The organism is Glycomyces dulcitolivorans, assembly GCF_003265355.1.
Lineage (GTDB): Bacteria > Actinomycetota > Actinomycetes > Mycobacteriales > Micromonosporaceae > Glycomyces > Glycomyces dulcitolivorans.
The window spans coordinates 1,460-23,831 of record NZ_QFRW01000034.1 but is presented as its reverse complement, the minus strand read 5'-3'; the positions used below and the strand labels follow the sequence as shown (position 1 = coordinate 23,831).

Genomic DNA, 22,372 nt, shown 5'->3' with positions numbered 1-22,372 from the left:
GCCGCCGACGGTCTCGGCCCGCTGCGACCTCGGCCTGGCCGCGGTCGCCCTGCATGCGGCCGAGCCGGCCGTGGCGGCGCTCGCGCGCACCAGCCCGGCGATGGCGTGGCGGATCGCCACCGAGGTCCACTACCTCCTCGCTGCGGCCGACCGCCACGGCGAGCGGAACCTCCACGTGAACTTCCGCGACCACGGGCCGGTGTGGGTCGCGATGCTCATGGCGCTCACGGATGCCAGCAAGCGCGGGCCCCTCATGGCCGACCTCGCGGCGGCTTTGACGGGCCTGTGCGACCGCCTCCACACCCGGCACGCGGCCCCGGAGTACGAGCCGCTGGTGCGCTCGGCGCAGCGGTTCATCGCCGCCCACCAGGACCGGCCCGGCCAGTGAGGACCGTCGTAGTCGACGCGTGCTGGCGGGGCGAGCCGGGCACCGGCTCCCCCACCGCGGTCGTCGAAGGCGATCTGACTGATGCGGAGCGGGCGCGGGTCCCGGGCGACCTCGGTGTGTCGCACGCGGTGTTCGTCGACCGCACGGAGCCGGTGGTGGGGTTGCGGTTCTTCACGAGGGCTGGGGAGCTCCCGGCGTGCGGGCACGGGACCCTGGCGGCGCTGGCGGTCCTGGAGGCGTGGGACGGGCGCGACGAGTGGCGACTGCGCACGGCCGGCCGAGAGTTCCTGGGCGGCACCACGGCCGAGGGCCCGTGGTTCGACGCCGGGTTGACCCGATACCGCGTCCCGAGCGTCGAAGACACTGCGCCGGTGCTGGCGGCGCTGGGAGTCGAGCCGGCCGGCCCGGTGCATGCGGCGGGCACGGCCCGCGAGCGCCTGCTGGTCCCGGTGGGCCCGGACCGGCTCGGCCCGCTCGTACCGGACTTCGCCGCGCTGGCGGCGGCCTGCGACGCCGCGAACCTCCTCGGCTGTTTCGTCTACGCCCCGACCGGGGTGCGGCGGTTCGATGCGCGCATGTTCGCGCCCTCGATCGGGGTGCCCGAGGATGCGGCGAATGCGAACAGCACGGCCGCGCTGGCCGGTGTCCTGGCCGCGGAGGGTCCGGTGCGGGTGGTGGTGTCGATGGGCGAGTCGCTGGGCGCGCCGTCGCGGATCCGCGCCGAAGCATCTCCGGTCGAGACGGGCGCGAGCGTCCGCCTGTCGGGCCGGGTGGGCCCGCCGCGGGTTCGTTAGCGGGCTTGCGGACCGGGTTCTCGTTCGGCCGGTTGCCGTTGGAGCGCGGCGCCCCATGCCGTCCAGTCGTCGATCTCCGCTTGCGGCAGCGCTGCGACGATCGCGGTGGCGGCGCGGTCGATCTCGTGGTGGCGGCGTTCGTCTCGGGTCATGCGCAGCACTTTAGCGGTCGGGGCCGAACCAGCCGGGGGCGTCGAGGCGCATCAGGTCGCCGGGGGTGAGGGCGGCGAGGTCGGTTTCGAGGGCCTCGAGGCGGTCGGGGCCGATCTGGGCGGCCCATTCGGTGTGGACGCGTTGGAAGGTGCGGGCGGAGCGGTCGAGGACGTCGAGGCCGGCGGCGGTGAGGCGGACGGCTTTGCGGCGGGCGTCGGCGGGGTCGGGGGCGCGTTCGACGTAGCCCTGTTTTTCGAGGGCGGCGATGGTCTTGCCGGCGGCCTGCTTGGTGACCCCCAGGCGCGCGCCGAGTTCGACGGCGGTGGTCCCTCGGGTGCCGATGGCCTGGAAGACGAAGCCGTGCATGGGGCGCAGGTTCGGGTGGCCGTTGGCGGCGAGGTCGTCGTGGACGGCGTCGACGGCGGCGCGGAAGGCGGCGAAGAGCCGCAGCGGGAGTTCATGACCGGGGGCCGACTCACCCATGATCGACAACCTGGTTTACTATATGGGTAACCATGTTGTCTATCTTAGGAGATACCCCTGTGCGCATCGTCCGCAGTACCGAGACCCGCCGCACCGCCACCCCCGCCGCGGTCATGACCACCCTCGCCTCCCCGACCCAGGGCGCGGCCCCGTTCCCGGTGTGGCGGGTGGAGGCGGCCGCGGGGACGGCCGGGCCCCTGCACCTCATCGACGCCGACCAGGTCTGGACCCTCACCGCCGGCACCGTCCACATCGAAGCGGGCGGCGAGAGCACCGACCTCGCCGCCGGGGACACCCTGATCGTGCCCGCGGGCGAGGAGCGGCGCTTCACGCCCGGGCCCGAGGGGTTCACCGCGGTCGTGGCCGGCCCGGCCGGGATGCGCGCCTCGATGCCCGCGTCGCCTGACGAGAAGGTCGACATCGCCTGGGCCGCTTAGCGGTGCTGTCGGCGGCGGGCGTAGTCGCGCAGGGCCCGGAGGAAGTCGATGCGGCGGAATCCGGGCCAGTACACGTCGCAGAAGTACAGTTCGGCGCCCGCGGACTGCCACAGCAGGAAGCTGGAGAGGCGCCGCTCCCCGGAGGTGCGGATGATGAGGTCGGCGCCGGGCAGGTCCGGGGTGTACCGGTGGGCGTCGATGTCGGCCTCGCTGACGCGTGCGGCGAGGTCGGCCAGCGCGGTGCCTTGTGCGGCTTCGTGTTCGAGGAGGGTGCGGACGGCGTCGACGATCTCGGTCTGCCCGTCGTAGCCGATAGCCACGGTGAGGTGTGCGCCTTCGCGGCCCGCGGTCGCCTCGACCGCCGCCTTGAGGGCGTGCGCGGTCGTGTCGGGGAGGGTGTCCAGGCGCCCGGCCAGGTGCAGCCGCCACGGGTTCCCCTCCTCCAGGAGCCGCTCGGCCACGATCTGTTCGACCATCGACATCAGGTGTGCGACTTCGCTGCTGCCGCGTTTGGTGAGGTTGTCCGCGGAGGCGACGTAGACCGTGGCGTGTGCGATGCCGAGGTCGTGGCACCAGGCGAGGAGGTCGTCGAGGTGCTCGGCGCCGTACCGGTGGCCGATCCCGGGGTCGGTGAACCCTTGGGACCGGGCCCAGCGCCGGTTGCCGTCCATGGCGACGGCCACGTGCCTGGGCAGGTGCGCGGGGTCGAGGCTGCGGCGCAGCCGGTCGGCGTAGATCCGGTACAGGCTCTTGGGTGCGCGCATGGGGGTGAGCCTAACGGGTTGGCGCGGCGCCAGTCGTCGGCGAGGATCGCCATCGTGTGCGCGTCGACCGGCTCCCCGTCCCACAGCAGCGCTTGGCGTTTGGTCCCTTCGTGGGTGAAGCCGACGGTCTCGTAGACGTGGCGGGCCCGCGGGTTGAACGCGTACACCTCCAGGCCGATCCGGTTCAATCCTGCGTGGGTGAAGGCGTGGGCGAGCAGGAGCCGGATCGCCTCGGTGCCGTAGCCCTTGCCGAGGGCCCTTTCGCCGACGAGGCAGATGCGGAAGTTGCAGGACCGGTTGGCGGCGTCGAGTTCGTCGAGGACGATCTCGCCGAGGTAGTCGCCGGTGGCGGCGTCGGTGACTGCCAGCCACAGCTCCTCGTACTCGATGCTCCTGGTGGCGTAGAGCTTCTGGGCGCGTTCGAGGACGCCGGGGCGCGCGGTCCCGTGGGTGCCGGTCAGGCGCCGCAGTTCGGGGTCGAGGAGGATCTCGGCGAGGCCGGGCGCGTCGGCGACCTCGACGGGGCGCAGGACCACCCGGTCGCCGGTGAGCACGGGCTTGTGCCGGAAGTCGACGGTCTCGGTGTCGGTGGTCATCGGGCGATCCTAGGTGCCCTCGCCCGGCCCCGCAACGCCTTTGCCTCAGGTGAGGGTGTCGGCGTAGGCGGTCATGGCGTCCCTCAGGTAGGCGGCGAAGCCGTCGCCGATCCGGTCGTAGGTGTCGCGGAAGCGCGGGTCGTCGGTGTAGAGGGCGGCGAGCCCCCGGTAGGCCTCGGGTGCGGGTTCGGTGTCCCAGTGGCGGGCTATGAGCCGGTAGTGGTCGGCGATGACGTCCTGGACGGGCGCGTCGGCGGGTGCGTGTCCGGCGTCGCGGAGGGCGGCGAGGGCGGTGTTGATGCGGTCGAACTCGGCGGGGAGGGCGCGGCGTTCGTCGGGGGTCATGTCCTGGAGGACGGACCAGGCGCGTTCGACGACGGCCTGGCCCCAGCGGCGCCGGGCCTCGTCCTGGTACCGGTGTGCGTCGTCGAGTCCTTGGAACCAGGTTTCGGGTGCCATGGGTCGGCCTCCTTCGAGTTGTCGGATGGTGGCGTCGACGGTGGCGGCGAGGGTCGCGAGGCGCTCGGTCTCGGCGGCGAGCTCGGCGGCGTGGCGGCGCAGGGCCGCGGTCTGGTCGAGGCCGCCTTCGAGGATCTCGGCGATGACGTCCAGGCGCAGGCCGAGGCGTTTGAGCAGGAGGATCTGCTGGAGGCGCAGGAGTTCGGCCCGCCCGTAGCGGCGCTGGCCGCCGTGGCCGGTGGCGGCGGGGGCGAGGAGGCCGATGGCGTCGTAGTGGCGCAGGGTGCGCGCGGTGACGCCGGTCAGCTTGACCACGTGTGCGGTCGTCCAGGTGTCCATCGCAGTCCTCTCCGTCGGTGCGGTGTCGACGGTATCGGTTGACGTTGCGTCACCCGCAAGGAAAGAGAGACGCGGGTCACCGTCAAGTGGCGCGACGAAAGGGGGTCCGGGTCGTTGTTTACATGGGGCGGCATTGACCCACTCACGTGGGGCGGAATTCCCCCTGGGGTCTCCCCGCTCACGCGGGGCAGGAGAAAAACGAGCGGCCCCCGGCTTTGGCCGGGGGCCGCTTTCTGCTGCTTGCGCTAGGCGGCGCGGGTGGCGGCCTTGCGGAAGTCTCGGTTGAGGCGGCCGATGACATCCAAGCCGATCTCCTTGGGGCACGCGGCGGAGCATTCGCCGGTGTTGGTGCACCCGCCGAAGCCGGCCTGGTCGTGGGCGGCGACCATGCCGAGGACGCGCGTGTGCCGTTCGGGCTGGCCCTGCGGGGTCAGCCCGAGGTGGGCGACTTTGGCGGCCATGAACAGCATCCCGGACCCGTTGGGGCAGGCGGCGACGCACGCCCCGCAGCCGATGCACGCGGCCGCCGAGAACGCGGCGTCGGCGTCCTGCTTGGGGATCGGGGCGGCGTGGGCGTCGGGGGCGGTCCCGGTCGGCGCGGAGATGTACCCGCCGGCCTGGATGATCGCGTCGAACGCGGAGCGGTCGACGACGAGGTCCTTGATGACCGGGAACGCCCCGGCCCGCCACGGCTCGACGTCGATCGAGTCGCCGTCCTTGAACTTGCGCATGTGCAGCTGGCAGGTCGTGGTCGCCGCCTGCGGGCCGTGCGGCTGCCCGTCGATGACGAGCGAGCAGGACCCGCAGATGCCCTCGCGGCAGTCGTGGTCGAACGCGACCGGGTCCTCGCCCTCGGAGATGAGCCGCTCGTTGAGGACGTCGAGCATCTCCAGGAACGAGGCGTCCTCGGAGACCTGGTCGAGTTCGTAGGCGACCATCCCGCCCTTGGCGTCGGCGTCGCTCTGGCGCCAGATTCGCAGCTTGAGTTTCACTTGTAGCTCCGTTGGGTGGGCTTGACGTACTCGAACACGAGCGATTCCTTGTGGAGGACCGGTTCGTCCCCGCCGTACTCCCAGGCCGCGACGTACGAGAAGTGCTCGTCGTCGCGCTTGGCCTCGCCGTCCTCGGTCTGGGACTCGGCGCGGAAGTGCCCGCCGCACGACTCGGTGCGGTGCAGGGCGTCGATGCACATGAGCTCGCCGAGCTCGAAGAAGTCGGCGACGCGCCCGGCCTTCTCCAGCTCCTGGTTGAGCCCTCCGGCCTTGCCGGTGACCTTGACGCGCTTGTAGAACTCGGCCTTGAGGTCGCGGATGAGCCCGATGGCCTTGCGCAGGCCCTCGTCGGTGCGCTCCATGCCGCAGTACTCCCACATGATCTTGCCGAGCTCGCGGTGGAAGGAGTCGACGGTGCGGTCGCCGTCGTTGCCGAGGAAGAACGCGATGCGCTCGTCGACCTCGCGGCGGGCGGCCACGACCTCCTCGTGGGTCTCGTCGACCTTGGGGAAGGGCCCGTCGGCGAGGTAGTCGGAGATCGTGTTCGGCAGGACGAAGTACCCGTCGGACAGGCCCTGCATGAGCGCCGAGGCGCCGAGGCGGTTGGCGCCGTGGTCGGAGAAGTTCGCCTCGCCGGTCACGAACAGGCCCGGGATGTTCGACGACAGGTCGTAGTCGACCCACAGGCCGCCCATCGTGTAGTGCACGGCCGGGTAGATGCGCATGGGCCGCTCGTACGGGTTCTCGCCGGTGATCCGCTCGTACATGTCGAACAGGTTCCCGTACTTCGCCTCGACGGCCTGCTTGCCCAGGCGGGCGATGGCGTCGGCGAAGTCGAGGTACACGCCCAGGCCGCCCGGCCCGACGCCGTGGCCCTCGTCGCACACGACCTTGGCGGCGCGCGACGCGATGTCGCGCGGCACGAGGTTCCCGAACGCCGGGTAGCGGCGCTCCAGGTAGTAGTCGCGCTCGTCCTCGGGGATCTCGGCGGGGTGGCGGTCGTCGTTCTTCTGCTTGGGCACCCACACGCGCCCGTCGTTGCGCAGCGACTCGGACATGAGCGTGAGCTTGGACTGGTGGTCCCCGGACTGCGGGATGCACGTGGGGTGGATCTGCGTGTAGCAGGGGTTGGCGAAGTAGGCGCCCTTGCGGTGCGCGCGCCATCCGGCGGTGACGTTGCAGCCCATGGCGTTGGTCGACAGGAAGTACACGTTCCCGTACCCGCCGGTGGCCAGGACGACGGCGTCGGCGAGCTCGGTGGAGATCTCACCGGTGACCAGGTCGCGCACGACGATGCCGCGGGCCTTGCCTTCGACGATGACCAGTTCGAGCATCTCGTGGCGGGTGTGGAGGTCCACGGTGCCGGCGGCGACCTGCCGCTGGAGCGCCTGGTAGGCGCCCAGGAGCAGCTGCTGGCCGGTCTGGCCGCGGGCGTAGAACGTGCGCGAGACCTGCGCGCCGCCGAAGGACCGGTTGTCGAGCAGGCCCCCGTATTCGCGCGCGAACGGGACGCCCTGGGCGACGCACTGGTCGATGATCTCGGTGGAGACCTCGGCGAGGCGGTGCACGTTCGACTCCCGGGAGCGGAAGTCCCCGCCCTTGACGGTGTCGTAGAACAGCCGGTGCACGCTGTCGCCGTCGTTGCGGTAGTTCTTGGCGGCGTTGATGCCGCCCTGCGCGGCGATCGAGTGCGCGCGCCTCGCGGAGTCCTGGAAGCAGTAGTTCGCGACCCGGTAGCCGAGCTCGCCGAGGGTCGCGGCGGCGGAGGCGCCGGCGAGGCCGGTGCCCACGACGATGACGCGGAGCTTCCTGCGGTTGGCGGGGTTGACCAGGCGGCCGGAGAAGCGGCGCTTCTCCCACCGGTCCTCGATGGGCCCGGCCGGGGCCTTGGCGTCCGCGACAGGCGAGCCTTCGCGGTGGAAATCGATGCTCATATCACTTCACCAGTCCGAACGTGACCGACAGGGGCACGATGGCGAACCCCACGACGACGACAAGGGCGATCGCGAGTGCGAGGGCCTGGGTGCGCTTGCGCCACTTCGTGTCCGGTCCGGCGATCGTCTGGACCGCCGACCAGGTGCCGTGGCGCAGGTGGAACCCGAGGGCCACCAGGGCCAGCAGGTAGAACACGGTGACCGGCCACCGCTCGGGGCTGAACGTCGCCACCACGGCCCCGTAGGCGTCGGGGACGTCCTTGACCGGGTTGACCGTGCGGAACGTCAGGTCGAGCAGGTGCCAGGCGAGGAACAGGACGATGACGACCGCGCCCCACCGCATGGTGGCCGCCGCGTGCCGCGACTCGCCCTTGGCGGGCTTCTTCGACTTGTACCGCACGGGCCGGGCCGCCAGGGACCGGCGGGTGAGGACCACGGCCGACCAGATGTGGACCACGGCCAGGGCGATGAGCCCGATCCGCAGGATCCACAGGATCGACTCGTGGGGCAGCAGCGGCTCGCCGAGCGTGCGCAGGCCGTGCGCGTAGGCGTTCATCTCCTCGCGGCCCTCGAACACGTGCAGGTTCCCGGCCATGTGCACGATGATGAACAGCACGAGGAGGATCCCGGAGACCGCCATGGCGATCTTCAAGCCGATGTTCGAGGCCCACGGCCCTGTGGGCGAGGTGGGGCGCTTCGCCTTGGGCGAGGGCGCGCGCGATTGCAGATCCGTAGACACGACCGGATGCTAGACGCGACCGGCCTCACCGGTCCAATTCATGGCAGAACCCCGATCCATGCCGATACGTTATGGACATGCGCCCGCAGCAGCTCCAGGCCTTCCTCACCGTCGCACAAACCAGACATTTCACTCATGCGGCCGAAGAACTGGGTGTGACACAACCGTCATTGAGCAAGCAGATCCAAGCCCTCGAAACCGAACTCGGCGCCGCCCTCTTCACCCGCTCCCGCGGCCGCATCGAACTCACCGACGCCGGCACCACCCTCCTGCCCCACGCCCGCCGCATCACCGCCGCCCACGCCGCCGCCCGCTCCGACATCGACGACGTCCTCGCCGTCCGCGCCGGACACCTCCGCCTCGGCGCCACCCCCTCCCTGTGCTCCTGGCTCATCGCCCCCCTCCTCACCCGCTACCGGGACGCCCACCCCGGCGTGACGGTGACATTGACCGAGGACGGGTCGGGCCCGCTGGCCGGGCATCTGGCGGCCGGGGACCTCGACCTCGCCTTCACCGCCGGCGACACCGGCGCCGACACCGGCCTCTCGGTTCAGCCGCTCCTCGCCGAAGCCCTCGTCGTCGCCTCCGCGGCCCACTTGCCGCCGCTGACGCGGCAGGCGTTCATCGGGCTGCCGCAACTGAGAGAGCAGGCGTTCGTCCTCCCCGCCCACGGCTACGACCTGCGCGACCTCACCATCACCACCTGCGAGGCCGCCGGATTCACCCCCCGCACCGGCGTCGACGGCGGCGCCACCGACGCCGTCGCCTCACTCGTCGAGGCGGGCCTGGGCATCGCACTGCTGCCGGCGATGATCGCCGCTGGGCGGCCCGGACTGCGCGCCACACCGCTCGCGCCGCCGGGGGCCTCGCGCACCATCGCGCTGGCCGCAAGGCGGGAGGCGCCGTTGACGAAGGCCGCGGGGGCGTTCGCGACGTGCCTGGAGGAGCATCTGACGGACCTGCACGCGTGGGGGCGCCTGCCCGAGGGCATGCGCGCCGTCTAAGGCGCGGGTGAAGGTGTCGCGGTCGAACATGGCGGCGATCTGACGCGCCGAGGGGGTGCCGGCGTCGGGGTCGGCCCCGCTATCGAGGAGCGCGGCGATGACGTCCTCGTAGTGCTTGAACACGGCCCCGGCGAGCGGGGACTGCTGGCGGTCGTTGCACCGGTTCACCTCCGCACCATGCTCGATCAGGGCGCGGACGGTGTCGGCGTGGCCGTGGTAGGCCGCGAGCATGAGCAGCGAGTCCCCCGACCCGGTGACCAGGTCGACCGGCACACCGCCGGCGATGGCGGCGAGGAGGCGTTCGGTCTCACCCGTGCGGGCCAGGTCGAAGGCGGCTTCGGCGATGCTGCGGAATTCCTCGTCGTCGCTCATGCGCACCAGCTTGGCACACCCGCACGCGCACCGCCCGCCGATCGCTCCCAGCCTCAACTGTGGACCCGATTCGTCCGGGTTCACCCGGGCAGGTGTCGCGCCGGGTATTGACACGACTGCGCCGGGGTGGGAAAGATTGATGCGGGCCCGCAGGCGATGCGCTGACACGAACCGCCGCGCCGCCCATATCGGTGGGACAAGAACGGTGAGGACTCGGGCATGAGCGAGCCGAAAATCCTAGGACAGTTCCAATTGGAACATCGGACCATCCAGGTCAGTGGCGACGACGGCAACGTCGGCACGGTCTGGCTCCAGCGGCTTCACCCGGATCCTCCCATGGCACTGGGGTGCGTGGTCGAACTCGACTCCCCCACGCCCAGGCTGCGCCTGTACCGGGCCGAATGGCCCGACGCGCTCCGGGAGCGCGCCAAGGAGCAGACGATCGCGATCTGGAAGGCCGCCCGGGACTGACCTAGAGACGCGCGGTGACCGCGCGGGCCTTCGCTTCCGCTTCGGCGACTTCGGCCTCGGGGCTTGACCGCCACGTGATGCCCCCGCCCGCCCACAGGTGCGCGCGCGACTCGTCGAGGGCGACGGTGCGGATCGACACGCCCAGGCCGATCCGGTCCCCTTGGAGGAATCCGAACGCGCCCATCGCCGGGCCCCGACCGACCGGCTCCAAGCCCGCGGTGAGGTCGAGCATCGCCAGTTTCGGCGTGCCCGTCACCGAACCGGGCGGGCACATCGCCCGCAGCAGGTCCCCCAGGCCCGTCCCCGCCGCGATATCGCACACCACAGTGGATTCGGCCTGCCAGAGGCGGTCCCATTTCGCGAGCGCGAACAACCGCTCCACCGCCACAGTGCCGGGAACGGCGACCTGCGCGAGGTCGTTGCGCTCCAAGTCGACGATCATGACGTGCTCGGCGCGCTCTTTCACCGATTCGACCAGCCAGGTGCGGCCCTCCTCGGTGGCCGGTGCGGTCCCCTTGATCGGAAATGTAGCGGCGCGGGTGCCGTCGACGGTGAGGAACGCTTCGGGGGACCCGGAGGCGACCAGCCAGCCGTCCCCCGACAGGACCCCGCCCCAGGAGGCGCCCTCGATCCCGGCCACGGCCGCGGCGATCCCGGCGGGGTCACCGGACCAGGGGGCGGTGCGGTGGCCGACGACGTTCGCGACGTACACCTGGCCGCGCCCGATCGCCTCCTGGACGGCGACGACGGCCTTCGCATGGTCGGCGCCCGACCACGACGGACGCCATTCACCAACGGTGAATCCACCGGGCTTCGGGGTGTTGCGGGTGGGGCCGTGGGTGTAGGCGACCAGGGCGAGGTCGGGGACCGCCGGGGCCGGACTCGGGGCACCGGTGGCGCCGCCGACCATGACCGCACCCGCGGCGGCGGAGATCAGGACCGCCACCCCGCACACCGAACCGTCCGCACCCGTATGGGGCACCTGGTACCGCGCGCAGAACGCCTCAGCCAAGGCGGCGGGGTCGCCGCCGTCGCCGAGGCGCCATTCGAGCCGGTCGACCTCCACCAGACGAGCCCGGCACGCCGCATCCAGGCCCGGCGGCGCCGGGGCCACGGCCCCCAAGATCGACATCAGTCCAGTGTCGCCCAACCCGGCCCGACCTCCCGGCCCCGAGTGGGGCACCTCACGCCGGGGCGATCGTCCCGAGGATCCCGCCGTCCGCAGGCGCCGGAATGTACTCCCCGCCCGCCGCCGCCGCCAGGGCCGTCAGGTTGTCGGCGTTCGCCGACCCGAACCCGACCGTGTAGACCGTGACCGAACCGGCCATGCCCTGGAGGGTCGACGCCGTCTCTTCGACCGTGGGCAGGCTCGCGGTGTCCTCACCGGAGTTCGTCAACACCACGATCACGTTCGACGCCCCCTCCACCAGGTGCGAGTTGAGATCGCCGTAGGCGGCGACGAGCGAGTCGTACAGCGGCGACCCGCCCTCATAGGTCGAGGTCTCCGACAGGTCGTACAGCTCCTCGGTCAAGGTCGACTGCCCGTCCGCGGACATCTCCGTCGACTCGACCACCGACCGCCAGTTCGCCTCATCGCCCCCGGCACCGACCCCGTACTCCCACAACCCGGCCCGCCACGTCGGCTCCATCTCCCCGACCATGTCGATCGCCATCCGCACCGCCGCGATCCCCGCCTCCACGGTGTCGCCGCCGTAGTCGACGGTCTCCTCCATCGTCGCCGCCGACCAGTCCAGCAGGAACAGCACGTTCAAGTCCTGCGCCCCCGACCGCCACGCCCGCACCGCCGCACCCACCGCCTCAGGCGTCGTCTGCGCCAGCGCGGCGGCGTCGTCCTCGACCGGCTTGAGCTCGGGGTCGGAGAACTCACCGGAGGCCACCAGGCCCGCCACGTAGTCGCCGAACCGCTCCGCGATCTCCGCGTCCGGCGCCGACACCCAGCCCGCACCGCCCAGCACCATGTACGACGACACGGCCGACACGGTGGTGCCGCTGGGCGTCACCGGTACCAGGGGGTCCTCGGACTCGGAGGTCGCATTGAAGTCCTCGACCTGGTAGTCGAGCATCGTCATCACCTGCGTCGGATCGGCGGCCTCGACGTAGGCGTTCTTGAGCGCGTTCCCGTCCTCGGCCGACGACCCCGCCTCGATCGCCGCCGCATACGCATCCGCCGCCGCCTGCGAGAACCCGCCCGCACCGTCAGAGGACGCGTTCAGCAACGACACCAGGCCCTCGGTCGACGACCGCGGATTCGCCGCCGCCAGATTGATCGTCCCCGCACCCGCCGCATCGACCACGTCCTGCCACGTCGGCGGCTCGCCCCCCAGCCAGCCCAGATCCGTCGCCGTCGACTCCGCCAAAGCCAGGACCGACCCGGCCTCGCCCAGCACCACCGGATCGGTCGACACGTACCCCGCGGTCGCCTCACTGGAGGTCAGCCACGACGCCCACGCCTGCGCATCCGGCGCCCACGCGATCGGCCGCTTCCCGAACGACATCGTGTCCCACGTACCCGTGATCCCCCGCGACGCATCCGCCGCAGGCACCTCGGTCACCTCGACGCCGATGCACTCCCCGTCGATCTCGGGCTGCTCCCGCTCCCACGCCTGCGCCGCATCCCCCAGCGACCCGTACACGCTCGGCGCCGCCGCCACCGTCACCCGGTACACCTCACCCGAGCACCCCGTCCGCAACAACGCCACGAAACCCCAGGTCAAACCCGACGCCACCAGCACACACACCAGCGTGATCACGATCCAGGGCGCCACCAGCTTCTGCTGGCCGCCCTTCTTGCGCCGCCGACCGGTGCGGTGCGACTTCACCTTGTGCTCAATGCCGAAAACCATGCGCGTCACTCCTGGGGGGATCGTCGGCAGCCAGTGTAAAGCCCGCATGTCGGAGGCCCGCCCACAGTAGTGAGCGGACCTCCCGAACCACTACTCCCCGAACGCCTCGATCGGCGGACACGTGCACGCCAGGTTCCGGTCCCCCCACGCATTGTCGATCCGACCCACCGGCGGCCAGTACTTGGCAGTGCCGACACCGGCCGGCCAGGCCGCCTCCGTGCGCGAGTAGGCCCGGTCCCATGCGTCGGCGGTGACGACCGCGGCCGTGTGCGGCGCCGCCCGCAGCGCCGACGCCTCGACCGCGATCTGGCCGGCGGCGACCGCGTCGATCTCGGCACGGATCGCGATCATCGCCTCGATGAACCGGTCGAGCTCGGCGAGGTCTTCGGACTCGGTCGGCTCGACCATGAGGGTCCCGGCGACCGGGAACGACATCGTCGGGGCGTGGAACCCGTAGTCGATCAGCCGCTTGGCGACGTCTTCGACGGTGACACCGGAGTCCTTGGACAGGTCCCGCAGGTCGAGGATGCACTCGTGCGCGACCAGACCGTGCTCACCGGTGTAGAGGACCGGGTAGTGCTCGCGCAGCCGCGCGGCCACGTAGTTCGCGGCCAGGACTGCGGACGCGGTCGCGGCCGTGACACCGGCCGAACCCATCATCCGCAGATACATCCACGGGATCTGAAGGATCCCCGCCGAACCCCACCGCGCCTGCGACACCGGACCGACGGCGCCGGCGACATCGGAAGGGTCGGAGGGCAGGAACGGCACCAGGTGCTCCGCCACCGCGACCGGACCCACACCCGGGCCGCCGCCGCCGTGCGGAATGCAGAACGTCTTGTGCAGGTTCAAGTGCGACACGTCCGCACCGAACCGACCCGGCTTCGCCCACCCCAGCAGCGCATTCAGGTTCGCACCGTCCACGTACACCTGACCGCCAGCGTCATGGACCCTCGCGCACACCGAAACGATCGTCGACTCGTACACCCCATGGGTGGACGGGTACGTGACCATCAGGGCCGCAAGACGATCCGCGTGCGCGGCGATCTTCGCATCCAAATCGGGGAGGTCGACGTTCCCCGCCTCGTCACACGCCACCACGACCACGCGCATCCCGGCCAAGACCGCGGAGGCGGCGTTCGTGCCGTGCGCGCTGGCGGGGATGAGGCAGACGTCGCGGCCGGTCTCGCCGCGCTCGTGCTGCCAGGCGCGGATGGCCAGGAGCCCGGCGAGCTCGCCCTGGGAGCCGGCGTTGGGCTGCACGGAGACCGCGGCGTACCCGCAGACGTCGGCGAGCCAGCCTTCGAGCTGGTCGATGAGGGTCCGCCAGCCCTCGGTCTGGTCGGCGGGGGCGAGGGGGTGGACGTCGGCGAACGCGGGCCAGGAGATGGGCTCCATCTCGGCGGCCGCGTTCAGCTTCATCGTGCACGACCCGAGCGGGATCATGCCCCGGTCGAGCCCGTAGTCCATGTCGGCGAGGCGCTTGAGGTAGCGCATCATCGCCGTCTCGGAGTGGTGCGCGGTGAACACCGGGTGCGTCAGGTACGCCGACTCACGGCGAAGCGAAGCGGGGATCGCAGTGGCGACGGGGCCGTGGAGGTCGGTGCCGAACGCGGCGCACACGGCCTCCAGGTCGGCCTCGGTCGTGGTCTCGTCGCACGAGACGGCGACGGTGTCGGCGTCGACGCCGCGCACGTTCACGCCCCGCTCGGCCGCCGCGGCCACGACCGCGTCGGCACCGCCGGGAACGGTCGCGGTGACGGTGTCGAAGAACGCCCCGTCGGCGACCGCGATACCCGCGGAGGTCAGGGACGCGGCCAGGCGCGCGGCCTGCGCGGCGGCGTGCTCGGCGATCCGCCGCAGCCCAGCCGGACCGTGCCACACCGCGTACGACGACGCGATCACCGCCGGCAGGACCTGCGCGGTGCAGATGTTGCTCGTGGCCTTCTCACGCCGGATGTGCTGCTCGCGCGCCTGAAGCGCCAGACGCAGCGCGGGCTGGTCTCCCGAGTCCCGCGAGACGCCCACCAGGCGCCCCGGCAGCTGCCGCTGCAGGGACTCGCGCACCGCCATGTACCCGGCGTGCGGGCCGCCGAAGCCCATCGGCACGCCCAGGCGCTGGGTCGACCCGACCGCGATGTCCGCACCGAACTCGCCCGGCGCGGTCAGGACCGTCAGGGCGAGGAGGTCGGCCGCCACGGTGACGAGCGCGTTCCGGGCGTGCGCGGATTCGACCGTCGCGCTCCAGTCCAGGACCGCGCCGTCGGCACCCGGGTACTGGAGGAGCACACCGAACGCCCCCTCCGGGATCCCCTCGGACAGGTCGGCGACGACCAGGTCGATCCCCACCGGCTCCGCCCGCGTCCGCAACACCGCAAGGGTCTGCGGGAGGACGCGCGAGTCGACGGCGAACACGTCACCGGCCCCACGCTTCGCGGCCCGCCGCGCCAGCAGCATCGCCTCCGCCGCCGCCGTGGCCTCATCCAGCAGGCTCGCACCCGCGACATCGAGCCCGGTCAAGTCGGCGACCATCGTCTGGAAGTTCAGCAGCGCCTCCAGGCGCCCCTGCGAGATCTCCGCCTGGTACGGCGTGTACGCCGTGTACCACGACGGGTTCTCCAGCACGTTCCGCCGGATCACCGCCGGCGTGTGCGTCCCGAAATACCCCAGGCCGAGCATCGACCGCATCGGCCGGTTCAACCCGGCCAGGGCTTTGAGCTCGGCCTGCGCCTCGGTCTCCGACACCGCCGCAGGCAGCCCCAGACCGTCGGAAGAGCGGATCAACTCCGGCATGCACGCGTCCATCAGCGCATCGATGCTCGGATACCCGACCGCCTTGAGCATGGCGTCCTGATCGGCGGGCGCAGTGCCGATGTGGCGGGCGGCGAAGGAAGAACGGTCGGTCACGGTACCTCCGGTGACATGGGACGACACTGGCATCCCCTCGTCTGTCACCACAGGTGCGGCTTCAGAGCGGCCAAACCCGAACGGTCCTGGTACCTGAGAGTTTGAAGCGAGGGACTTGCCCCTTCGGTGCCGTGTAGCGCATGAGGCCCACGATCTCTCCCGCCCGGTTTTCCGGCTCTGCCGCCATCGTAGGTCAGGACACCCCGCGCCGGCGACCGGGCACACCCGTCGTGTGGCGCTCATCCAGCCGCTCCGGCGCGTGCAACTGCGTCGGCGCCTTCACCGGCGCCTCCCCCGGCAGCGTCGCCAACCGCCCCATCACCTCGGTCACCGTCGACCGCACCGCGATCCCGAACACCCCCTGGCCGCCCCGCAGCAGGTCGATCACCTCACCAGCCGACCGGCACTCGTACACCGTCGAACCGTCCGACATCAGCGTGATCTCCGCCAGGTCCTTCACCCCGCGCGACCGCAACGCCTCCACCGCCTTGCGGATGTTCTGAAGCGACACCCCCGCATCCAGCAGCCGCTTGATGACCTTCAAGACGATGATGTCCCGGAACGAGTACAACCGGTTCGAACCCGACCCCGACGCCGGACGAATACTCGGCTCCACCAGCCCCGTCCGCGCCCAGTAATCGAGCTGCCGGTACGTGATGCCCACGACCCTGCACGCCGCCGTCCCCCGCCAACCGCGGATCTGACTGGGCGGGACCGCAGGCCGTCCCAAGGGTTCACTGTGGGCGTCCATGGCGCATCCTCCGAGGTCAGCCGGTACTTACGAGGGTGAGCCTAAACGCCCCGACCCTCCACCATGGGCTGAACCAGAGAAAACCTCGGCAGGTCCCGAAGGGTCAGCGGTTCTCCTCGAAGTCCTCGGGCGTGACCTCTTCGAGAAACTCCCGGAACTTCTCCACTTCGTCCTCCTGCGTATCCGGAAGGACCACCCCGGCCTCATCGAGCACCGCATCCGCGCACCAGATCGGCGCCTCGGTCCGCAACGCGATCGCGATCGCATCCGACGAACGAGAAGAAACACGCGTACGGCCGTCCAGGACCAGCTCCGCGAAATAGATCGTGTCCCGCAGCTCCGTGATCTCCACGGCCGTCAACGTCACGTCCAACGCCTCCAGCACGTCCCGAATCAGATCGTGCGTCAACGGACGCGACAACTGCACATCCTGCTGCTGATAGGCGATCGCGGCCGCCTCCACCGTCCCGATCCAGATCGGAAGATAACGATTCCCGTCGACCTCTTTGAGGAGCACCACCGGCTGGTTGCTCGGGAGTTCCACGCGGACCCCGACCACGGTCATCATCCGCACCGGTAACGCCTCCAACGGATCGCCGTCTAATGGAAGGACCCGCCAGGGACTGGCCCGGGCGGGTCCTGAGACTCTCAGCCTACTGCGCCGAAGACGCGCTCGCAGCGCGCCGGGGTACGGCCCGCGGTCAGGCGGTCGGCTTGGGGCCGGAGATGAACACCAGGCGGAACTTGCCGATCTGCACTTCGTCGCCGTTGCCCAGACCCGCGGTCTCCACGCGCTCCCGGTTGACATACGTGCCGTTCAGGCTGCCGACGTCGCGGACGGTGAAACCCGACGCGTCGCGGTGGAACTCGGCGTGGCGCCGCGACACGGTCACGTCGTCGAGGAAGATGTCGGAATCAGGGTGGCGGCCGGAGGTCGTCACCTCGGTGTTGAGCAGGAAGCGCGCACCGGCGTTCGGCCCGCGGCGGACCACCAGCAACGCGGTGCCCGCCGGGAGCGAGTCCGCCAACCGGGCGGAGTTGAGCTCCGCGTCGACCTCGCCGCCCTCCTGCAAAGCGGACAGGTTCATCGTGGCCGTCACATCCGGCGGAGGGAACTCGTCATTCGAACGCGTCATGGATTGCCACCTTCTACAAGTCTGGACCCTCTGGTCACTCCGTAAGCTTCGCATACGCTCCGGCGTCGAGCAAAGCACTGAGCGAGCCGGAATCCTCGACTTCGATGTCGAACATCCAGCCCGCCGCATAGGGGTCGCTGTTCACCAATTCCGGGGATTCCGACAATTCGTCATTGCACGCAAGAATCTTACCGGTCAACGGAGCGTACACGTCGGAGACGCTCTTGGTCGACTCGACTTCGCCGACCACGTCACCTGCCCGAACCTCGGCGCCCGCCTCCGGAAGCTGGACGTATACGACGTCGCCGAGCGCGTTCTGAGCGAACTCGGTGATGCCGATGCGGACGACGTTCCCGTCGCGCTGCTCGACCCACTCGTGCTCCGCCGTATAGCGCAGTTCTTCCGGAATCACCTGGTGCTCCCCTCTGAGAACCCCGCCGGGAGGCGGGTCGGACGCACATGACCGTATCGCCTGTCGCAGCGGCCGCTGCATCGGGTCGGCGGCCGCGTGATCGAGCGCCGATCGGACGAGCAGCGGTGGGACCGCTACCCTGCTCAGGCCGCGATCTCGGTGCGCGGGCGCCCGGCCTTGAGGAGCCCGGCGGCCTGGCGCAGGTACACCAGGGCCGCGAGCCAGTACAGGCCCAGGCCCCACCACGCGAGGGCCCAGCCGAAGGGCTTGGCCCAGAAGTCGGCCTCGGGGACCAGGCCGGCGATGACGAGCACCGGGAACGAGCAGAACACCACCGTCGTCGCCGACTTCCCCAGGAAGTGCACTTGGGGCGGGGCGTGGCCGTGCCAGCGCAGGACGATGACCATGGCGACCATGACCGCCTCGCGGGCGAGCGCGGCGAGGGTGAACAGCCACGGCAGCAGGCCCACGTAGGTGAGCGCCAGGAGCGCGGTGAGGATGTAGAGCCGGTCGACGAACGGGTCGAGGAGCCGGCCGAGCTTGGAGACCTGGTTGAGGTGGCGGGCGAGCTGCCCGTCGACCCAGTCGGTGCCCGAGCCGACGGCGAGGACGACCGCGGCCTGCCAGTAGTACTGCGTCGCCAGCAGGAGGTAGCAGAACAGCGGGATGCCGAGCAGGCGCACGGCCGTGACCAGGTTGGGCCAGGTCCACACCCCCCAACCGGCGGGGGGTGCTGCTGCGGCTGACTTGCTCAAGGCGGTCCTCTCGGCGGCGCCGTCCGCCGCGGCGGTCCGGTGCCCTGGGTCGGTCTCCTCTCGCTCGCCGGTGGACGAGCGGTGTGTGGTCGTTTCACTTCGCTTCGGTGGGTGTACCGCGATTCTAGCCGTAGGTGCCGACACGCGTACCGGGGAAATCCGAGGCCCTGTTCGTGTAGTTGTCGGGCGCAGCCCGGCGATATTTCGTGCTGAGCTTGCGTGGGGCCCGTCCTCAGAGGAGGCGGTACGCCTCGGAGTCGATATATATCTTATATAAAACGTGATAGGAAACAACCCGAGCCGGTCCGCTGGGGCCGGCTCGGGTCGCGTGTCGCAGGTTCCGGATCGCGGCTAGACCGCGGGGGCGCCGGGGATGAACTTCTCGGGCTCTTCCTTGCGGAAGTACGCGTTCGCGGACGGCACGGCCAGCAGGATGATCACCAGCAGGGAGCCGAGCAGGCCGAGGGCGAGCGAGCCGTAGGACACGATGTCGGTCCAGGCCGGGTAGGCGTCCACGGTGGCCTGGACGACCGCTTCGATGTCGAGGTCTTCGAGCGTCTCGTCGCCGGAGCTCTCGAAGAGGTAGGTCAGCGTCTGGCTCAGGAACAGCGTGAAGGCCAGCCCGGCGAGCGTGCACACCAGGATGATCGGCTGGACGATCCAGGTGATGACGCGGGCGGGGCGCTTGCCCGCGCCGTTGAGGAGCGCGAGCACGATCAGGCCGAGTGCGATCACCACGTTGAAGGCGAGCGAGCCCGTCCCGGTCTCGAACGACGTGCCCTCGGGCAGGTCGGTGACGGCGTAGCCCTGGGCTTCGAGGGCGGCGTCGGCCGCATCGGCGGCGTCGGGGCCGTACAGGAAGCTCACGGCCGTCCCGGCGAGCAGGAACAGGGCCAGGAGGATCTGGAGCCACACCGCGAAGGTGACGGATCCGGGGCGGGTCTTGGGGGCGGGGGTTGCGGACATGGTTGCCTCCGTGCGGGTTCACGGCCGGCCGTGACGGCCGGACCACTGGGGGTGGTTCTTCCCCACGCTAGCAAGCATCGACGCCCGTCGCTGGAAGGAATACCCGTCCTTCTCGCGCAGGACGCCGCGCGGACCCGCATCGCCCGTGAGGACTACTCCCCTGCGTCCTCCCCAGCATTGTCGAGCCGCCTGCGGCGCACCGCCACCGCCGCGCCCACCAGGCACCCGGCCATCGGGACCGCCAGCAGCCACAGGGCCCACGCGGTCGCCGCGAAGACGGCGGTGCCGCCGAGGAGGATGCCGGTCCCGGCCGGGTCGGTCCGGGTGTGGTCGAGGGCGGCGGCGAAGAGGTCCCTCCAGCGCGCGCCGGGCGTCCAGTCGGCGGTGGCGCGCAACAGGACCGTGAGCGCCAGGGCCGCGACGATGAACGTGGCCAGGGCGAACCCGGGCCGGCCGGGGACGCCTTCCTGGGCGAGCACGGCGAGGTTGAGCGCCAGCAGCAGGGCCGCGCCGACCATGGCGAGGCCGACGCTCCAGCCGTCCCTCCAGGCGGTGCGGAAGTCGGCCCAGAACGAGGACCAGGAGGTCGGCTCTCCTTCGGTGTGGGCGCGCAGGTGCCGGGCGGCGGCCGCCAGCGCGGCCGGGACCGTGACGACCGGGAGGGCCGCGAGGGCGAACCAGACGCCGGTGAGCAGGCATTCGGCGAAGAGCGCGAAGCCCTCGCCGAACGCCCGCCGCGGCCGGGCGATGGCGGCCATCAGCCCTTGACCCCGGAGGTGGCGATGCCCTTGATGAGGAACTTCTGGAAGACCAGGAAGAACAGCACCACGGGGACGAGGGAGAGGAGGGTCATGGCCATCATGCCGCCGTAGTTGGAGACGGCCTCGGTGTTGTTGTAGGACTGGAGGAGTCGCGGCAGCGGGAACTTCTCGATCTCGTGCAGGTAGATCAGGGGCCCCATGAAGTCGTTCCAGGAGCCGATGAACGTGAAGATCGAGGAGGTCACGATCGCCGGGCGCAGCAGCGGCAGCATGATCGAGAAGAAGATGCGGAAGTGCCCGGCGCCGTCGATGGTCGCGGCCTGGTCGAGTTCGCGGGGGATGCCGCGCAGGAACTGGACGTACATGAACACGAAGAACGCGTCCAGGGCCAGGAACTTGCCGATGACGAGCGGGAAGATCGTGTTGACGACGTCGAGCTCGGAGAAGATCAGGTACTGCGGGATGAGCATGACCTGGCCGGGGAGCAGGAGCGTCGCGATGACGACGGCGAACATGGCCTTGCGGCCGGGGAACTCCAGGCGGCCGAGGGCGTAGGCGGTGATCGAGCAGGAGACGACGATGCCGACCACCGACAGGGCCGCGATGACGAACGAGTTCCAGAAGAACCGCCAGAGCGGGACGCCGGCGAGGCCGTCGAAGGCGGAGGCGAAGTTCTCCCAGGTGATCGTGGTCGGGATCGGGGACATGTCGGTGATGATGTCGGCGTTGGGCTTGATCGAGGCCGTGACGACCCAGAAGGCCGGGTAGAGGACGACGACGAGGGCGGCGAGGAGGCACAGGTGCCACAGCAGGGACTTGCCTCGTTCGGCCGGCGTGCGGGGCTTCCTGGTGATCGTGCGTGGGGCGGTTGCGGCGGTCATTTGTTGTCCTCCCCCGCGTAGTAGACGAGGTTCTTGGCCGCGCGGAACATGATCAGGGTGACCACGCCGACGGCGAGCACGAGCATCCAGGCCCACGCCGAGGCGTAGCCCATGCGCAGGTCGACGAACGCGAGCGCGTAGATGCGCACGGTGTAGAAGAGCGTGGACCAGGCCGGTCCGCCGGCGGTGCCGCCGATGATGAAGGCGGGGCCGAACATCTGGAAGGCGTGGACGGTCTCCATGAGGACGTTGAAGAAGATGACCGGGGAGAGCATCGGGATCGTGATGTGCACGAACCGGTGCCACTTGCCGGCGCCGTCGACTTCGGCGGCCTCGTGGAGCTCGTCGGGGACCTGGAGGAGGCCGGCCATGAAGATGACCATGGGCGCGCCGAAGGTCCACACGCTCAGGAGGACGAGCATGAGGATGGAGACGTCGGGGTTGCCGATGAACCCGCCGCCCTCCCAGCCGAAGAGGCTCATGAACTGGTCCTGGGGGCCGTCGGCGGCGAACAGGGCCTTCCAGACCAGGGCCATGCCGACGCTCATGGCGATGAGCGAGGGCATGTAGAACGCGGCCCGGTAGAAGCCGATGCCGCGGCGCTTCTGGGTGAGGAGCATGGCGACCGCGAGGGAGGCGGCGAGCTTGAGCGGGACGGCGAGGACGACGTACAGGAGGGTGACCTTCACGGCGCGCGCGAACATCGGGTCGGCGAACATGGCCGTGTAGTTGTCGAAGCCGATGAAGTCGCCGCCGAGGATCAGGTGGTAGTCGGTGAACGAGAGGTACAGCGACCACAGCATGGGCCCGACGGTGAACACCAGCGAGCCGATGATCCAGGGGGTCATGAAGGTGTAGCCGGTGAGCAGCTCGCCGCGGCGCGAGATCGCGGAGCGGCGCTTGGCGCCGCTCTTCTTCTGCTTCGCGGGGGCCGCTCCGGCCTTGGCCGCGGGCGGTGCGGCGGTGGGGGGAGCTGACACGGTGAGGTTCCTTATCGGCGTAGGGCTTCGGGCC

25 protein-coding genes, 2 pseudogenes and 1 riboswitch are annotated in these 22,372 nt (G+C 70.6%); of the genes and pseudogenes, 6 read left to right on the top strand and 21 right to left on the bottom strand.

Features of this window, described 5'->3' with window-relative positions; all coding sequences use genetic code 11:
• Together DI269_RS01610 and DI269_RS01605 are read left to right on the top strand one after the other, a co-directional pair.
• Positions 1–388: hypothetical protein (locus DI269_RS01610; RefSeq protein WP_157974691.1), on the top strand; the 388-nt coding region annotated here is incomplete at its 5' end.
• Positions 385–1,182 (top strand): PhzF family phenazine biosynthesis protein, encoded by a 798-nt coding sequence (locus DI269_RS01605; RefSeq protein ID WP_112133401.1) that lies wholly within the window; start codon positions 385–387, stop codon positions 1,180–1,182. The genes DI269_RS01610 and DI269_RS01605, both read left to right, overlap by 4 nt.
• Here DI269_RS01605 and DI269_RS26680 read toward each other — a convergent pair.
• Both DI269_RS26680 and DI269_RS01600 read right to left on the bottom strand, forming a co-directional pair.
• The gene (locus DI269_RS26680) at positions 1,179–1,334 is read right to left on the bottom strand and encodes a hypothetical protein (protein WP_157974690.1); all 156 of its coding nucleotides are present in this window, start codon (positions 1,332–1,334) and stop codon (positions 1,179–1,181) included. The two genes, DI269_RS01605 and DI269_RS26680, sit on opposite strands and share 4 nt — an antisense overlap.
• A 10-nt stretch (positions 1,335–1,344) precedes the next feature.
• Positions 1,345–1,818 carry a MarR family winged helix-turn-helix transcriptional regulator gene (locus tag DI269_RS01600; RefSeq protein ID WP_112133400.1) on the bottom strand — a complete coding sequence of 158 codons (474 nt, stop codon included), beginning with the start codon at positions 1,816–1,818 and terminating at the stop codon, positions 1,345–1,347.
• Between the two features lie 59 nt (positions 1,819–1,877).
• Between DI269_RS01600 and DI269_RS01595 the strand changes: the two genes are divergently transcribed.
• Complete coding sequence (locus tag DI269_RS01595; protein ID WP_112133399.1) at positions 1,878–2,255, top strand: cupin domain-containing protein; 378 nt, start codon at positions 1,878–1,880, stop codon at positions 2,253–2,255.
• On the opposite strand, the gene uppS is transcribed toward DI269_RS01595, so the two are convergent.
• From uppS to DI269_RS01565, 6 genes and pseudogenes are all read right to left on the bottom strand, one after another.
• Entirely contained in the window at positions 2,252–2,926 is a 675-nt protein-coding gene (uppS, locus tag DI269_RS01590) for a polyprenyl diphosphate synthase (protein ID WP_232822573.1), read from the bottom strand. The two genes, DI269_RS01595 and uppS, sit on opposite strands and share 4 nt — an antisense overlap.
• A 122-nt stretch (positions 2,927–3,048) precedes the next feature.
• Positions 3,049–3,615 (bottom strand): annotated as a pseudogene (locus DI269_RS27975) (GNAT family N-acetyltransferase); the annotation flags it as partial.
• A 45-nt stretch (positions 3,616–3,660) separates the two neighbouring features.
• Positions 3,661–4,413, bottom strand: coding sequence for a MerR family transcriptional regulator (locus DI269_RS01580; protein WP_198667045.1), 753 nt, complete (start codon positions 4,411–4,413; stop codon positions 3,661–3,663).
• Between the two features lie 245 nt (positions 4,414–4,658).
• The gene (locus DI269_RS01575; RefSeq protein WP_112133396.1) at positions 4,659–5,405 is read right to left on the bottom strand and encodes a succinate dehydrogenase/fumarate reductase iron-sulfur subunit; all 747 of its coding nucleotides are present in this window, start codon (positions 5,403–5,405) and stop codon (positions 4,659–4,661) included.
• Positions 5,402–7,333: a fumarate reductase/succinate dehydrogenase flavoprotein subunit gene (locus tag DI269_RS01570; protein WP_408612253.1), complete on the bottom strand. Its 1,932-nt coding sequence runs from the start codon at positions 7,331–7,333 to the stop codon at positions 5,402–5,404. Before DI269_RS01570 ends, DI269_RS01575 begins: the two co-directional genes overlap by 4 nt.
• Before the next feature lie 7 nt (positions 7,334–7,340).
• Complete coding sequence (locus DI269_RS01565; RefSeq protein WP_198667044.1) at positions 7,341–8,078, bottom strand: succinate dehydrogenase cytochrome b subunit; 738 nt, start codon at positions 8,076–8,078, stop codon at positions 7,341–7,343.
• A gap of 71 nt (positions 8,079–8,149) precedes the next feature.
• Between DI269_RS01565 and DI269_RS01560 the strand changes: the two genes are divergently transcribed.
• Positions 8,150–9,082, top strand: a complete 933-nt coding sequence (locus DI269_RS01560) for a LysR family transcriptional regulator (RefSeq protein WP_332871921.1) — start codon at positions 8,150–8,152, stop codon at positions 9,080–9,082.
• A gap of 120 nt (positions 9,083–9,202) precedes the next feature.
• On the opposite strand, the pseudogene DI269_RS28940 reads toward DI269_RS01560, so the two are convergent.
• Positions 9,203–9,313: pseudogene (locus DI269_RS28940) on the bottom strand (ankyrin repeat domain-containing protein); the annotation flags it as partial.
• On the opposite strand from DI269_RS28940, the gene DI269_RS27970 reads away from it, so the two are divergent.
• Positions 9,260–9,565, top strand: a complete 306-nt coding sequence (locus DI269_RS27970) for a hypothetical protein (RefSeq protein WP_232822572.1) — start codon at positions 9,260–9,262, stop codon at positions 9,563–9,565. The pseudogene DI269_RS28940 and the gene DI269_RS27970 overlap by 54 nt on opposite strands.
• A 141-nt stretch (positions 9,566–9,706) precedes the next feature.
• The gene (locus DI269_RS01550; RefSeq protein ID WP_157974689.1) at positions 9,707–9,925 is read left to right on the top strand and encodes a hypothetical protein; all 219 of its coding nucleotides are present in this window, start codon (positions 9,707–9,709) and stop codon (positions 9,923–9,925) included.
• 1 nt (position 9,926) lies between these two features.
• On the opposite strand, the gene DI269_RS01545 is transcribed toward DI269_RS01550, so the two are convergent.
• The 12 genes from DI269_RS01545 to DI269_RS01490 form a co-directional block, all read right to left on the bottom strand.
• On the bottom strand, positions 9,927–11,057 hold the full coding sequence (locus tag DI269_RS01545) for a chorismate-binding protein (RefSeq protein WP_112133392.1): 1,131 nt from the start codon (positions 11,055–11,057) through the stop codon (positions 9,927–9,929).
• A 52-nt stretch (positions 11,058–11,109) separates the two neighbouring features.
• Positions 11,110–12,789 carry a VWA domain-containing protein gene (locus tag DI269_RS01540; RefSeq protein WP_112133391.1) on the bottom strand — a complete coding sequence of 560 codons (1,680 nt, stop codon included), beginning with the start codon at positions 12,787–12,789 and terminating at the stop codon, positions 11,110–11,112.
• Between the two features lie 90 nt (positions 12,790–12,879).
• A complete protein-coding gene (gene gcvP, locus DI269_RS01535) occupies positions 12,880–15,729 on the bottom strand; it encodes an aminomethyl-transferring glycine dehydrogenase (RefSeq protein WP_112133390.1) in 2,850 nt (949 codons plus the stop codon).
• Between the two features lie 38 nt (positions 15,730–15,767).
• A riboswitch (glycine riboswitch) is annotated at positions 15,768–15,868 on the bottom strand.
• Between the two features lie 21 nt (positions 15,869–15,889).
• Positions 15,890–16,447, bottom strand: coding sequence for a MerR family transcriptional regulator (locus tag DI269_RS01530; RefSeq protein WP_112133389.1), 558 nt, complete (start codon positions 16,445–16,447; stop codon positions 15,890–15,892).
• Between the two features lie 103 nt (positions 16,448–16,550).
• Entirely contained in the window at positions 16,551–17,021 is a 471-nt protein-coding gene (locus DI269_RS01525; RefSeq protein WP_112133388.1) for a bifunctional nuclease family protein, read from the bottom strand.
• A gap of 127 nt (positions 17,022–17,148) precedes the next feature.
• On the bottom strand, positions 17,149–17,583 hold the full coding sequence (locus DI269_RS01520) for an FHA domain-containing protein (RefSeq protein WP_112133387.1): 435 nt from the start codon (positions 17,581–17,583) through the stop codon (positions 17,149–17,151).
• 34 nt (positions 17,584–17,617) lie between these two features.
• On the bottom strand, positions 17,618–17,995 hold the full coding sequence (gene gcvH / locus DI269_RS01515) for a glycine cleavage system protein GcvH (protein ID WP_112133386.1): 378 nt from the start codon (positions 17,993–17,995) through the stop codon (positions 17,618–17,620).
• Positions 17,996–18,138: 143 nt separating this feature from the next.
• Positions 18,139–18,750, bottom strand: a complete 612-nt coding sequence (locus DI269_RS01510) for a CDP-alcohol phosphatidyltransferase family protein (protein ID WP_112133385.1) — start codon at positions 18,748–18,750, stop codon at positions 18,139–18,141.
• Between the two features lie 351 nt (positions 18,751–19,101).
• Positions 19,102–19,716: a hypothetical protein gene (locus tag DI269_RS01505; RefSeq protein ID WP_112133384.1), complete on the bottom strand. Its 615-nt coding sequence runs from the start codon at positions 19,714–19,716 to the stop codon at positions 19,102–19,104.
• Between the two features lie 152 nt (positions 19,717–19,868).
• On the bottom strand, positions 19,869–20,474 hold the full coding sequence (locus DI269_RS01500; RefSeq protein ID WP_112133383.1) for a DUF624 domain-containing protein: 606 nt from the start codon (positions 20,472–20,474) through the stop codon (positions 19,869–19,871).
• Complete coding sequence (locus tag DI269_RS01495; RefSeq protein ID WP_112133382.1) at positions 20,474–21,358, bottom strand: carbohydrate ABC transporter permease; 885 nt, start codon at positions 21,356–21,358, stop codon at positions 20,474–20,476. The genes DI269_RS01500 and DI269_RS01495 overlap by 1 nt, the downstream gene beginning before the upstream one ends.
• Entirely contained in the window at positions 21,355–22,338 is a 984-nt protein-coding gene (locus tag DI269_RS01490) for a carbohydrate ABC transporter permease (RefSeq protein WP_198667042.1), read from the bottom strand. The genes DI269_RS01495 and DI269_RS01490 overlap by 4 nt, the downstream gene beginning before the upstream one ends.
• Between the last annotated feature and the right edge of the window lie 34 nt (positions 22,339–22,372).